The sequence below is a fragment of the Phormidesmis priestleyi ULC007 genome (assembly GCF_001895925.1).
GTDB lineage: Bacteria > Cyanobacteriota > Cyanobacteriia > Leptolyngbyales > Leptolyngbyaceae > Phormidesmis_A > Phormidesmis_A priestleyi_A.
Map to the genome: position 1 here is coordinate 1 of NZ_MPPI01000020.1, position 12,978 is coordinate 12,978.

The window sequence follows — 12,978 nt, forward strand, 5'->3', positions numbered from 1 at the left end:
ACTGTTACGTCAGATTCAAAAGAATCGCAGCCTCGCAGATGAGCTAGGGTTTGAAATCATCGTCAAGCCCTTACCATTCTTGCCTTATTGAGACTGCTGCAAGATGTGAGTCAATGATGATTCAGTTTAAAGACTCATTAGAGGAGACAACTAAGATGAAATTGCTATCCAGCGAATATGTCACACTGGTTGAAGTGCTAGGGCGAACCCGATCGTTTGAGGAATTTTCAACGATCGCTCAGGCAGCGGTGCAACGGCTAGAGTCTGAAGGAGTCAGGGCACTCGTGAGCATCCAGTTCTATGCTAATCCTGACTCGATCGAGGTTGGCGCAATTCTGACCTTTGCCGATCGCGCTGCCATGATGCAGCACATCAACATGATTACGGCGTGGGAAGAATTCAAACAATTCTTCAGCAGTGTCAAGCCGATCGATGTGCGGGTCTATGGCAAATTGAGCGTCGAAGCAGAAGCATGGGTGCGGCAGTTCAACGTCGTAAGCAAAACGTTTGAGAATCATCTGACTGGGTTTGTTCGCTGAACTGTTCGCCAAACAAGCTAAATTTGGCGTTGCTGAATGCAAGTATGAATTGCCCTCCTCACGAAGTGGGGCTTCGCGGATTCATGCAGGAGGTCTAATGGAGGACAGCATGAGTTGGAAAATCGAAGAAGTACAACAACACTTTAACGATCTGATCCAAGCGGTTAATCAGAGAGGTCAGAACGATTTCTGAAAGTCATGATTGATTTCTCAGAGCAAATCAGATAAAAGTAAACGAGCAATGCTGTTAATCATAATTTGATGATCGATCCACTATCTACCACTCAATATTCGATCGAAGAGGTGCTGCGACAACGCTGGAGTCCGATCTCGTTCTCAAACCAAGCCGTGGAACCAGAAAAATTGCGGAGTATGTTAGAAGCGGCGCGATGGGCCGCTTCTTCCTACAATGAGCAGCCGTGGAGCTATATTGTGGCGACTCAAGACAATCCAGATGAGTTTAGTCGGCTCTTAAAGTGCCTTGCTGAGGGAAACCAAGTCTGGGCGAAGCATACCCCAGTGTTGATGCTCTCGGTGGCAAAACTAACCTTTGAACGCAACGGCGTAGAAAACCGTCACGCGTTTCACGATGTGGGTGCAGCCTCGGCCAATCTCGCGATCGAGGCAGCGGCCCAAGGGTTACTGATCCACCAAATGGCAGGATTTGATGTTCCTAAAGCTAAAGAGACTTACGGCATTCCTGAGGGCTATGATCCAGTTGCCGCGATTGCGCTAGGCTATCTCGGAGATCCACAAACCCTATCTGAAGCGTTGCAGCAGCGACAATCATCGCCGCGCACCCGCAAATCTCTAGACCAGTTTGTCTTTACGGGTCACTGGAATCAGACTTCATCGATCGTCGGCTAACCCTGTTTAGGAATTTGGTGAGTCAGAAATGGGTCGATCGCTGTCGTTTACTCTACTCAAATGGCTGATTCGCTGGCAGTTTCCGTCAGTGCTGCGAATGACAACGATGCAACTTGCTCAAGCACTAGACGAGTCTGCAACGCCTGCTCCTGTGCTTCTCGATGCCCGGAGTGAGGAAGAGTATGCAGTTAGCCATCTTGACCACGCTCAACTTATTACGCCTAGTTCTGATGCAACATTACCGGGATCTCTTGGAGAGATGGCAAAAGATACTCTGATCGTAGTTTATTGTTCCGTCGGATACCGAAGTGCAAAGGTTGCCCAACAGCTTGAGCAAGCTGGATTTCGGCAAGTTTTTAATCTAGAGGGTGGGCTGTTTGAATGGGCAAATGAAGGACGATCGATGGTGAAAGAGGGTCAACCTACGGCCCAAGTTCACCCTTATAATGCCACTTGGGGAAAGCTGTTAAACGATCGATCGGCACAGCGATAAAGATATTGAGCAGTAATCGTGAAAGACGCTATGACCTGGACTGGCTCAGAGTTTTGGCAGTGTTGCTCCTGATTTATTTTCACACTGCCGCCATTTTTTATAAAGGCGATCTAGGCGTGTTTTATGTCACGAATGCAGTCACAAGTCCAGCGATGGAAATTTTTATCTTGTTAGTGCATCAGTGGCACATGCCGCTTTTTTTCTTTTTATCAGGAGCCGCTACCTGGTTTTCTCTAGAGGCTAGAACTTCCAACCAGTATGTCAAAGAGCGATTTCAACGACTCTTTATCCCGTTTGTATTTGGTACGCTGGTTTTAGTTCCGATTCAGGTTTACTATCACGTACTGATGACTTCAGATGATCAAAAATCTTATTTTCAGTTTTATCCCCAGTTTTTTAATGGCATTCGTCCTAGTGGAAACTTTGAATGGGCGCACCTATGGTTTATTGTGTATTTATTTGTGTTTTCTCTAGTGGCTTTGCCCCTGTTTGTTTATTTGCAGCAACCTCCCGGACAGCGTTGGTGTGACTGGTTAGCGACAAAGCTCGATCGAGCGAACACAGTTTTCTATCCAGCACTGCTTCTAGCCATAATTGAAGCAACATTCCGCCCTAGATGGATCGGCTTTCAAAATCTTTATGACGATTGGGCAAATGTGTTACTTTATCTGTCTTATTTTGTTTATGGCTATATCTTTTGTAGCGATCGTCGATTTGGGCAACTCCTCGATCGTCAACGATATTGGGTGACTGGTGTCGCGATTGTCGGTATGGCAAGTTTGTTAGCGTTATGGCTTACCGATACCGCTCCCGATCGAGGTTACTCACCCGCTTATATGATCTATCAAGCATTTCGGGGCTTTAATTCCTGGTGCTGGGTGTTAATGGTATTGATTCTAGCGAGATCTCATCTGAACTTTAAAAGCCGTCTGCTGCAATATGCAAATGAAGCATCTTACCCATTTTATATTCTTCACCAAACTGTAGTCGTTGCTATTGGATTTTACGTAGTGCAGTGGAATGCTGGAGTGTTAGAGAAATTTATCGTCATCAGCACAGGAGCGCTCTTAGCAACGCTCGTAACCTATGAATTACTCATCAGAAGAATCAACATGACTCGATTTTTATTTGGGCTAAAGTCAATATCATTTCAACCTCAACTGAAATAACTTAGCAATATGGCTCGTGTTGCAATTATTATTCCAACTTTCAATGAAGCGGGCAATTTAGGACGATCGCTGCGTCATCTAAAAGGGCTAGACCCGCCTGCGTTTGAAGTGTGGGTGGTCGATGGCGGCAGTCAAGATGAGACTGTGGCGATCGCGCAGGCTGCCAGTGTGCAAATTCTTGAGTGCGATCGTAAAGGGCGTTCAGTGCAAATGAACGAAGGTGCAAAAGCTGCAAAGGCTGATATTCTTTGCTTTCTCCATGCGGATACTTGGGTGCCAGATGATTTGATCGCCGTGATTGAGCACACTTTAACAGACCCTAAAATTGCCTGCGGTGGATTTATTGCGTTAATGTCAGGTAAGCAAACGACTCGCTGGGGCATTTCGTTGCACAATTACTTAAAAACCTATTACGCGCCGCTCCTGTTTAAACCACACCTGTTCTTTAAAGGATTGCGCCTGTTGTTTGGCGATCAGGTGATGTTTTGTCGGCGATCGGACTTTTGGGAGTGTGGCGGTTTTGATGAAGCGCTCCCGATCATGGAAGACGGCGATTTGTGTCTTCGCTTAGTCAAAAAAGGACGAATTTATCAGGTTAATCGCGTGGTGCAAAGCTCCGATCGTCGAGTCGCCCGTTGGGGTAGCCTGAAAGCAACTGCGATCTACCTCTACATCGGCATTTTATGGGGACTTGGCGTTCCTGCTGCCTATCTCAAACGATTCTATGAAGACATCCGTTAATCGGCATTGGGTCTTATGATTTGAACTCAAATTCATCTGCCAACTCCCACGGGCCACCTCGATAGTGCCACAGCAATAACCCTTCTCCCGATCCCTCAATAGGTTGCCACACTTGAGAAAGCCGCTCATATAGACCGCGCGCTTCGTCAGATGTGACCTTGTTTTGAATCGTGACGTGCGGTCGATAGCCTTGCCTGTCTTGGGCGCTCAACCAACCACTCCAACCCTGCGCGAGTTGGTTTCGCACTTGGATTAATTTTGGACTCTCGATTTCTATGGCAACTCCTCCACCCAGCGATCGCAGCGTCGGAAAACGTACAGACAATCTTGAAGTCTGTTGGCAAAGGGTTTGAAGAGTCTGCCGAATCGCCAATTCCTGGTCGCCCGGAAGGGCGTGAAAGAGCGTCACATGTGCCGGAAGAAAGTTGCGCTTGGGTGGAAAGTGCTGCTGACGCAACAAATTGAGACTATCAAAAGCGATCGCGTCTAGCTTGAGCGTCAAGACGAGAGGCGAAGGAGTGGAGGGTGAATCGGGCGATCGAGAAGACAAAATCTGCACTCTATAAAATCTAAATTTAACGAACGAAACAAGACAACACTACTCCTTTAGGAGAGATTTTCTTCTTTGTCCTCACTCAAGTACAGAAATTCGGTAATGCTAGAACTTCTTCCCATTCTGAACTTACGTTTATAACATTTAGAGTTGCGTTTACATTCACATTTTTATTTGCGTCATCTTTAACTGCATCAAAAGATAATTCGTACCACATAAAAAGTTAGCCCTGATGTCGTAACCAGAGCTAACCAGAAGAGAGTATTCAGTATTGCTGACGTTTCCTGTGTTCGTGTCGGTAATTAGAAAGACCTCCTGAATAGGGTGTTTCAAAATACGTCAGCATAGTTCAACCCATAGAATCTAGTAATTGGAAAAACCTCTTGGGTGGGGCTTTCTCAACCACAACTTTCTTTGCTGGCTCCAGGATAAAGTAGCCGTCAACAGCAGATGATTCTGGAAGTGCTGTAATTTTCTGTTCAAATTTAGACGGGGTGAGTTCTTGAACCTTTAGGAGTTCGTACTGAGAGACGTATCCCTCAAATACTTGACTTCTAGCAATCAATTTTCTGATTGATGGAATGACCATTTGCTGCTCTTTTTTCAGTCCTATACCAATGTTTTTATTTAAGCCTCCATTTATCATAGGAAATACGCTTTTCGCGTACCAAAACTCGTCCATCTTGCCGCGTAATTCATCAATCCACAGGTAACCTTTAGAGTTTTCGTTCGCAAAATCTAACCACTCAACCAATTCAGAGACGGAAACAGAATTAACGTCAGAGACGGAATTAACGAAATCACTAGCTAAAAATCGTTCTGAGTGGTTTCCAATCAAAATTTCTCTAGCAATACGTCGTCCTTGCCCTTGCCAAATTTGATTTGCCTCTTGTGCTTCATGATGAGCAACCTCTAACATCCCTAGTTCAGCCGTGCAGCGAATCTGGGCGAGTGCAGTCAAAGCAAAATATTCTTCACACGCCATTGCTGTTTCGATCGTTGTCGCGTTCGCTAGCAGTTCTTGATAGCGCATATTGATTTCGGTCAGCGTTTGTCGAGCGTTGTGCAGAATGGTGTAGCGATGCTCGGTGGGCGTTTTGTCTAGCTTGAGTAAGGAGGCGATTGCGGCAAAGAGTTTAGCACGTTCGCTGCTTGCCAGAAACTGTTGAATCGCTTGAACGTCTTTTTGGATGTCTTTGAGCCTGCTGTCGATCGTGTTGAGCTTTTTGTTGATGGCAATAAAGCCAACACAACTCACTGCAAGCCCTAACCCGGACAGTACGGCGGTGCCTGTGGCAATTTGAAGAACCTGTTGAGTCGTTTGAGAAAGTGTTCCAACTTGTGTGGAGAGCGCCGCTACTTGATTAGAGACTTGAGCAATCTGAAGGGTGTTAGCTTGAGCAATATTTTTCAACTGAGACATCTGCACACTTGCGACGATGCCGGGAATGAAGTTGAGTCCTGGAATGAAGTTGAGAAATTGTGACCCCGCTGGAAGTAAGTGACGTACAATTTGCCCAGCATTTTCCGTACCACCTGCCCAACGGATGACACCGCCGTAGAGTTTGTATTGCCCAGCCACTAAACCCATTAGCACATCCGGCGGAATCAGCCGTGCTACTTCCCAGCCTGGAAATACCATTATCTTGTCCTCGGTTAATATTGAGTTCTGAGCAACACTTTGGCTACTCATAGCACTTAGTGTTCACTGTCCATCGCAATATCTAACCTGTAAAAATCCGATTTTTTAACGCAATCCTCGCTGTTGCAGAAGTTTGAGCAAAACATCAGGAAAATCGGTAATCAGACCATCCACGCCTAAAGCAATTAGTTGATCCATCGTTGCCGCATCATTGACCGTCCAGGGAATCACCGGAAAGCCCGCTTGCTGAATCTCTTGAGTGGATTGGATAAAATCTTTTGACTGAGGCAGCAGCGTCTCAAAGTTGGGAGAGTAGCGATCGATGAATTCTGCATTTTTGAGCAGTTCTGCCAGGTTGCCGCGATAGCGCCTAAAGTCTAACCCTGCCAAAAACGGGGAAGCGATTCCGGCTTGAGAGAGCAATGTGCCAGGTTTGCCTCGCTTTTGTCTGACCAGCGCAGCAGTTTGAATCTGAGAATCTATTTTCTTAACTGCCAGCAAAACGCGCCAATCAAACGACTGAACGGTGACGCGATCGAAGACTCCATAATCCCGTACCAGATTGACCACGCGCCGAGCAAACACATCGGGGCTAAAGGTGTCTCGCGATCGCAGCGGGTTGACCTTGCACTCGATCGTATAGCGCACCTGAGAGTCAGGAAAATGCTGCATCTGATGCTCAAACACTTGAGCCAGCGAGGGCATCTTTTCACCTGGCACAAGCTGCTGTTGAGGAAACTTCACTGGGTCGGGGTTGAGTGAGCCACAGTCAAAGCCCTGCACATCGGCAAAAGTCAGTTTGCGAATCAACAGTCGAGGATAGCGACGTACAGACTTGCCATTTGGGTGCAGACAAAGCGCTGAGGAGATTTCTGGATTGTGAGTGACGACTAGCACCCCATCTGCTGTCATGCCCACATCAAGCTCTAGCGAATCGACCCCCAAGCTCAACGCCAAATTAAAAGCAGGCAAGGTGTTTTCGGGTAATAGCCCACGCGCACCTCGATGCCCGATCGCTTCAAATGTTCGATCGGGTTTCTCAGTTGGCTTAATCAGTTTACTGCTATCAATTAATGGTTCGATCTGAATGACCATGTGACTCCTCCCTCCATTGTGTTCTCAGACTACCCAAGAAAGGTGAACTATACGTTAAGCCTTTGAAGTAAATGACAGCTTAAATTCAGCAAATTGCAAGTGTAGTGATCTGCAATACGTTCTCAACGAAGCTTCTCTTTCCAAAGAGAGAGACCTCGATCTGCGAGGGATGAGATGATAGATTTCGGAATTAAAATTTATCCCAATTCTTGAGCAAAGTTTAACTTGGCTCTGAAGAGTGAGTGAGTATGATGGCTGCAAACCTATTTACCAGGTCGAGCGATCGCTGCTGGTTTTGAGTGCCAAGTCTCGAAACTCTGACGATCGATGTCTAGCAAAAAATAGGCACCTTCAGAAAATCTCTAACCGTTACGCCTCCTCCCACAAAAGCACCATGAGCAACAAACCTGAAACTCAATTCCTTCCTCGTTCGGCAGAAGCCCCGACGACGCTTGACTCTCTAACTAGTTACGATCGGGCGTTTAATTTTGAACAGTGGGCACAGCAAGTCAGACCGCAGTTGATTGCCGCACTCAATAAACGCGGGACAAAATAGTCACGATCGAGTCGATCAGACTTGTTTTAATGCGCTTTGCCCGCTCCCAGATATAGTTCACCGACTTTGGGATTGTTGAGCAAATCAGCCCCACGCCCTTCAAACCGATCGCGCCCCGCTTCTAACACATAGCCTCGGTCTGCCATCTCTAGCGCTTTGCGGACATTTTGCTCGACGAGTACGATCGCCGTTCCGCTTTGATTGATCTGTTTGATCTGCTCAAAAACGCTGTTGACGAGAATGGGAGACAAGGCGGCTGAAGGCTCGTCTAATAAAAGCAAACTGGGTTGCAGCATCAATGCCTTGCCCATCGCTAACATTTGTCGCTCCCCGCCAGAAAGCGTCCCGGCTCGTTGGCGGCGGCGCTCTGCTAAACGAGGAAACTTAGCAAAAATCTCATCTTTGAGCGGCTGTAGTGAGACATCGCGAACAAACGCGCCCATTTCTAGGTTTTCTTCGACGGTTAAAGAAGGAAAGACATTGGAGATTTGAGGCACATAACACATGCCCTGGCGCACAATCTGGTCAGATTTTAGCCCTGCAATGCTCTCGCCCTTAAAATTAATTTTGCCCTGATTGGGTGTGAGCAACCCAAACACCGCTTTTGCTAGCGTCGATTTTCCGGCTCCGTTGGGGCCAATAATCGCCACCAACTCACCCGGATAGACCTTGATGCTGACTCCTTGCAAAATATTCAGGTCTTTGATGTAGCCAGCGTAGACATTTTCGACTTCTAGAAGCGGGGCAGGGTCATTCATAAGTCAGGTCAAAGGATTACTGAGGGGTGTTTTGCAATTCCGGTCGTTCTTCGGGCACGATCGCCCCTTCAACCGGGCAGACTTGCAGACAAATTCCACAGTCGATGCAGGTAGAGAAATCGATCCAATACCAATCGGTGCCCTTGGTGTTTTTGCTCGGGCCTTCGTGAATACAAGCGACTGGACAGGCATCGACGCAATCGGCGACCCCTTCACAGACATTGGTAACGATCGTATGAGACACAAGTTTTTTCCTACTAAATATTTGAGTGAAAGCATTCACTAAGAACACTTTCTATTATCGCTAAGTCAGGATTTCATCAACTGGCGAACCGTCCACATCCATCCAAACAATTTGGGCAATGCCGCGACGACGGGCATAGTCTCGGATGTCTTCTCGACTGGTGCCACTGAGATCTAACTCAACCTGCACTGGGTGAGCCGATTCTCGCAGTTTTTGGGCGTGGGCAAAGGCGATCGCGTGGGTCTGCGAAGTCTCTGACACCACTAACCAATCGCTAGCAGGAGTCTGGTGAGGCAGTTGCCCAGTGGGAATGAGCATCTGGTGCAGTTGCTCAATTTGCAGCGAGAAGCCGATGCCGGGAATGGGCTGCCCCTGGGGATGGAAAAGCCCTAAAAGCTGATCATATCGTCCGCCTTGCCCTAAAACTTTTTGCCCTGATGGGGTGTTGCTGGCGACTTCAAACACGATTCCGGTGTAGTAGTCGAAGGTGCGAATCAGGCTTAGATCCAGCACAATCGGGATCTCTACATCTCCCAGGCGTAAACTGAGGCTTTCTTGCAGCAGCTCGATCAAAGATTTGAGATTGTTGACTGCCTCTCGCTGACTATCATCTAGATTTAGACGGCTGACTCGTTGAATTACATCGGCGGGTTTGCCTCGCAGATCGAGCAGCAGCAACGCCCGATCGTGCAATTCTTCAGACAAAGGCAGCGATTCTAAAGACATCCGATCGAGCTTGGCGATCGCATATCGAACTTTATCGCGCAAATGGGCAGGGAAGGGAGAGAGCAGCGATCGCGTCAAGTCTGCTTCACCCAAAATCAAGCTCCAGGAGGCAGAAGAGTTTTTTAGCGGTTCCAGTCCTAAATTATGGAGACAGTCAATCAGCAGCAGCAAAATCTCGGCATCTGCCAACAACCCACCACCGCCGAGCAGCTCGACCCCAGCTTGATAAAACTCCTGTTGACCGCTATGACTGCCTTCTGGGGCACGGCGAAACACATTGGTATTGTAGTAGAGCCGTTGAGGATAAGTGGCACCCGCCATCCGAGTCACGGCAGTGCGCGCGATCGAGGCAGTCAATTCGGGACGCAACCCCAGCACTTCATCATCCAGATTATTGAGTTGAATCACGGTCGATCGCTGAATTGCGCCCCCTGCCATCAAGGTATCGAGCCGTTCTAACGTAGAAGTAATGATGCGGTGATAGCCCCAGCGCTGAAAAACCTGCTGAAGCCGATCTTCAATCCAGCATTTTTGAGCCACATCAAGGGGCAATAAGTCTCTAGCCCCGGCTGGAGGTTGGTAAACCATTATTTTTTCTTTCCACTAAATAAGCCGCCAAACAACCCGCCACCGTCAGGTTTATTGCGATCGGACTTGTTATTTGCAGGTTTAGAGCCAGATGCTTGAGAAGCAGTTTTATTCGCCTGTTGCTCTAGATATTTCTTGCCTTCTAGAGCGGTCGGGTCTTCTGGGTTCACGGTCAACGCCTTGTTGAAGTGAATCTTTGCCATCGTCGCCTGTTTTTGCTGCAAATACACCATTCCCATTAAGCTATGACAGCGGCAATGATTGGGGTCAATTTGCAGCGCGTCTCTCAGTTCTAAAGTGGCTTGAGCATAGTTGCCTTTCTTCATAAAGCCTTCTGCCCGACGATAATATTGCTCAAGTAGAGATTCTCGCTGCTCTTGGGCTGAGGGAGGAGTCGGCGTAGAACTGGGCGCAACGGTCGATGCTGGTGCTGCTGCCGTGTAAAGCGGTTTTTTGGGTTCACCGATCGTGCCCTCATTGGTGCCTTCTTTTCTCGCCAAATAGACTAAATTTAGCTCACTGATCTGGGCAATCAGTTCGAGAACTTGGTCGAGATGCTGATATTGACGATCGGCAAGGTCTTGCAAAGCAGTCCGATAAAAGTAGTCAAGATTGTTGGCAGTCAGCAATTGCTTGGCTAAACTCCCTAACACTTGCGTGTGGGTTTGGTGCCGCATCGCCCCCTGCCCTTTGAGCTTGAGCAAGACTGCGTGATCAGTGCGGCTGCGCTCTTGAGAAAGCTGTTCCCAGGCGGGGTTGACCATTTTTGAGAGAAATTGACCTGCAAGCTGACGATCGCGTTCGCCCTCCAATACTCCACTGTCGGGATGCAGACGACGGGCAATTTTCAAATAATTCTTGCGAATTTCCTTAACGTCTGCTTCGACCGACACCCCCAAAATTGAGTGATAGTCGGAGAAGTCTAACATGAACAGACCTCGTTCAATTTGAAAACTCATGGTACGCTAGTCTGCCTGAGTAAGCTCTTTATGATCAGTATCTGCTTATTTTATGGGATCTTCTGACTTTACCTGCACTAACTCTTGACTAAGACGATCGTGAATTTTAGAGTTTGTGGCTAAGAGCCGCCCCGACTGAAGGTTGAAGGGAGTGCGATCGTAGGCTGTGACGCTGCCTCCAGCTTCTTCAACCAGCACCACCCCGGCTGCCATATCCCAGATCGATAAGCCGCGCTCCCAATAGCCGTCAAATCGTCCACAGGCAACATAAGCCAGGTCAAGGGCGGCGGCTCCGTCTCGCCGAACGCCTTGAGTCAGATGAGTCAGATGAGCAAATTCGGCATAGTTAGTGTCGGGCGTTTGGTGACGATCGTAGGCAAACCCCGTCACCAGCAGACTTTTACTCAGTTCCGCAGTTTGAGACACCCGAATCGATCGCCGATTGCACGTTGCGCCTAACCCTTTTGCGGCTCTAAAAAGCTCTTGATGAATCGGGTTAAACACGGCTCCCACTTGAGGAATGCCATCAATCAGCAAACCGACAGACACGGCAACAAAGGGATATTGATGGGCATAGTTGGTCGTGCCGTCGAGCGGGTCGATCGCCCAAAGATATTCACCACCAAGGCGACCTAACTGTCCCGATTCTTCTGCCAAGATTGGGTGGTCAGGCACATGGCGACGCAAAACCTCCAAAACGGCAGCTTCTGCGGCTTTGTCTGCCTCGGTGACTAAATCGCCGGGGCGACCTTTTTCTTGAATATCTTCGAGCTTGCCCCAATAAATCTGCAAAACGGCTCCTGCTGCTAAAACCGCTTCGGTGGCGATGTCTAGAAAGATTTGAAGCTGTTGGGGAGAATGAGAAGACATGAATTTAAGCAATGGAGACGAGGAAAGTTTAACACTCACTCGCGAGTATCTGGTTCTCCTGGAAGTTGACGCATCGGATCTTGAGGATTCCAGATGCCCAATCCTAAAATTCTGGCGCGGTCTTGGGCACGACTGAGACGCAGTTCATATTTGGACTTTAGAGACTTAGAAACCGTTGTCAAAGCGTGTCCTTCGGCGACGAGTTTTTCATTTAACAGAATGCCGTTTGACCAAGCGTAAACCGATCGCTGTCCTTGGTCAGTGCGGGCATCTGACTCCAGCACCACCGACTGATTGCCGATCATTTGCTCTAGCTGAGTTTTAGCCGCGTTTCCCCAAGGCTTTTGAGCCAGACTTGGCACCGCGATTCCGGCAAGTCGAACCTGTTCGCTAATGTCTGGCTGTCCGGGAATGCCTGTAAGTTCAAGTTCTTGACCGCTCAAAACTTGTTGAACGGCAACCGCCTCTCCTTGTGGAGACGTTGCTCCTTGACAGCCCCATAACAGACCGAGAAAAATCGGCCAAACAATCAGCGATAACACTCTTTTCCAAATGTTCACGGCTAACCGTCTCATCTTGCTCCTATTCTTCGTCAAGCGGCAACCCCCGTTTAACTCGACCTTTGCCAAAATAGCGCCCAAATTGAAGTTCATATACTTCGTCTTCGTCTTGAGTTTCAACTTCTAGATCCGATCGGGCATAGCTGACACAGAGCAACGCATATCCCTGACGCTGCAATTCGACAGACAGCCCGATCGCTTCTGGCTGATAGAGTTCCCCCGATCGGACTCGAACGGCACAAGTGGTGCAAGCCCCATTCCGGCACGAAAATGGCAACTCAACACCCTGGTTTTCGGCGCTGTGGAGGATGTAGCGATCGTCGGGCACCCGAAAGGTGTGGTAGGTATTTTTTTGACGGTTATAAACGCGGATGGTATGAAACTGAGTCATAAATTCGCCAAGATTCTTGCTCCCTTTCCAGTATGTGACAATTCTGGTAATATAAGGAATCTGTGACTGGGAATACAGCACAGCCTTGGAGAGATGGCCGAGTGGTTGAAGGCGCAGCACTGGAAATGCTGTTTAGGGGTAACTTTAACGAGGGTTCGAATCCCTCTCTCTCCGTTCTAGAACCTAGATATGGCAAGACTTACAGGAGACCCTCGAAATTTCGGAGG

General features: G+C 48.2%; 16 protein-coding genes and 1 tRNA gene. 7 read left to right on the forward strand and 10 right to left on the reverse strand.

Annotation, left to right across the window (positions count from 1 at the left end; genetic code table 11):
* Positions 1-155: 155 nt before the first annotated feature.
* The 5 genes from BRW63_RS16415 to BRW63_RS16440 all read left to right on the forward strand — a co-directional run bounded on the left by BRW63_RS16415 (position 156) and on the right by BRW63_RS16440 (position 3,809).
* Positions 156-539 (forward strand): hypothetical protein, encoded by a 384-nt coding sequence (locus tag BRW63_RS16415; RefSeq protein WP_143162067.1) that lies wholly within the window; start codon positions 156-158, stop codon positions 537-539.
* Positions 540-800: 261 nt separating this feature from the next.
* Entirely contained in the window at positions 801-1,406 is a 606-nt protein-coding gene (locus tag BRW63_RS16425) for a nitroreductase family protein (protein WP_181314506.1), read from the forward strand.
* 28 nt (positions 1,407-1,434) lie between these two features.
* Positions 1,435-1,899, forward strand: coding sequence for a rhodanese-like domain-containing protein (locus BRW63_RS16430; RefSeq protein WP_073072882.1), 465 nt, complete (start codon positions 1,435-1,437; stop codon positions 1,897-1,899).
* 5 nt (positions 1,900-1,904) lie between these two features.
* The gene (locus tag BRW63_RS16435) at positions 1,905-3,068 is read left to right on the forward strand and encodes an acyltransferase family protein (RefSeq protein WP_073072884.1); all 1,164 of its coding nucleotides are present in this window, start codon (positions 1,905-1,907) and stop codon (positions 3,066-3,068) included.
* Between the two features lie 9 nt (positions 3,069-3,077).
* Positions 3,078-3,809, forward strand: coding sequence for a TIGR04283 family arsenosugar biosynthesis glycosyltransferase (locus BRW63_RS16440; RefSeq protein ID WP_073072886.1), 732 nt, complete (start codon positions 3,078-3,080; stop codon positions 3,807-3,809).
* 13 nt (positions 3,810-3,822) lie between these two features.
* Here the strand turns inward: BRW63_RS16440 and BRW63_RS16445 are convergent, their stop codons facing one another.
* The 3 genes from BRW63_RS16445 to BRW63_RS16455 form a co-directional block, all read right to left on the reverse strand.
* Entirely contained in the window at positions 3,823-4,368 is a 546-nt protein-coding gene (locus tag BRW63_RS16445; protein WP_219898742.1) for a 2'-5' RNA ligase family protein, read from the reverse strand.
* Positions 4,369-4,711: 343 nt separating this feature from the next.
* Complete coding sequence (locus BRW63_RS16450) at positions 4,712-6,004, reverse strand: hypothetical protein (protein ID WP_073072888.1); 1,293 nt, start codon at positions 6,002-6,004, stop codon at positions 4,712-4,714.
* A gap of 105 nt (positions 6,005-6,109) precedes the next feature.
* Positions 6,110-7,099: a glycerophosphodiester phosphodiesterase family protein gene (locus BRW63_RS16455; protein ID WP_083583001.1), complete on the reverse strand. Its 990-nt coding sequence runs from the start codon at positions 7,097-7,099 to the stop codon at positions 6,110-6,112.
* Between the two features lie 238 nt (positions 7,100-7,337).
* Between BRW63_RS16455 and BRW63_RS16460 the strand changes: the two genes are divergently transcribed.
* Entirely contained in the window at positions 7,338-7,655 is a 318-nt protein-coding gene (locus BRW63_RS16460; protein ID WP_073072890.1) for a hypothetical protein, read from the forward strand.
* Positions 7,656-7,681: 26 nt separating this feature from the next.
* Here the strand turns inward: BRW63_RS16460 and BRW63_RS16465 are convergent, their stop codons facing one another.
* From BRW63_RS16465 to BRW63_RS16495, 7 genes are read right to left on the reverse strand one after another with little or no spacing between them, the layout of a single operon-like run.
* Positions 7,682-8,413: an ABC transporter ATP-binding protein gene (locus tag BRW63_RS16465; RefSeq protein WP_073072892.1), complete on the reverse strand. Its 732-nt coding sequence runs from the start codon at positions 8,411-8,413 to the stop codon at positions 7,682-7,684.
* 16 nt (positions 8,414-8,429) lie between these two features.
* Positions 8,430-8,657 (reverse strand): indolepyruvate ferredoxin oxidoreductase subunit alpha, encoded by a 228-nt coding sequence (locus BRW63_RS16470; protein ID WP_073072894.1) that lies wholly within the window; start codon positions 8,655-8,657, stop codon positions 8,430-8,432.
* A gap of 60 nt (positions 8,658-8,717) precedes the next feature.
* Entirely contained in the window at positions 8,718-9,971 is a 1,254-nt protein-coding gene (locus BRW63_RS16475) for an ATP phosphoribosyltransferase regulatory subunit (protein WP_073072896.1), read from the reverse strand.
* Positions 9,971-10,930, reverse strand: coding sequence for a DnaJ domain-containing protein (locus BRW63_RS16480; protein WP_073072898.1), 960 nt, complete (start codon positions 10,928-10,930; stop codon positions 9,971-9,973). The genes BRW63_RS16475 and BRW63_RS16480 overlap by 1 nt, the downstream gene beginning before the upstream one ends.
* Positions 10,931-10,975: 45 nt before the next feature.
* Positions 10,976-11,800: an inositol monophosphatase family protein gene (locus BRW63_RS16485; protein WP_073072900.1), complete on the reverse strand. Its 825-nt coding sequence runs from the start codon at positions 11,798-11,800 to the stop codon at positions 10,976-10,978.
* A gap of 35 nt (positions 11,801-11,835) precedes the next feature.
* The gene (locus BRW63_RS16490; protein ID WP_219898741.1) at positions 11,836-12,360 is read right to left on the reverse strand and encodes a thermonuclease family protein; all 525 of its coding nucleotides are present in this window, start codon (positions 12,358-12,360) and stop codon (positions 11,836-11,838) included.
* A 22-nt stretch (positions 12,361-12,382) separates the two neighbouring features.
* A complete protein-coding gene (locus BRW63_RS16495; RefSeq protein WP_073072903.1) occupies positions 12,383-12,751 on the reverse strand; it encodes a 2Fe-2S iron-sulfur cluster-binding protein in 369 nt (122 codons plus the stop codon).
* Positions 12,752-12,838: 87 nt separating this feature from the next.
* Between BRW63_RS16495 and BRW63_RS16500 the strand changes: the two genes are divergently transcribed.
* Positions 12,839-12,925 (forward strand) — tRNA-Ser (locus BRW63_RS16500).
* Positions 12,926-12,978: the final 53 nt, after the last annotated feature.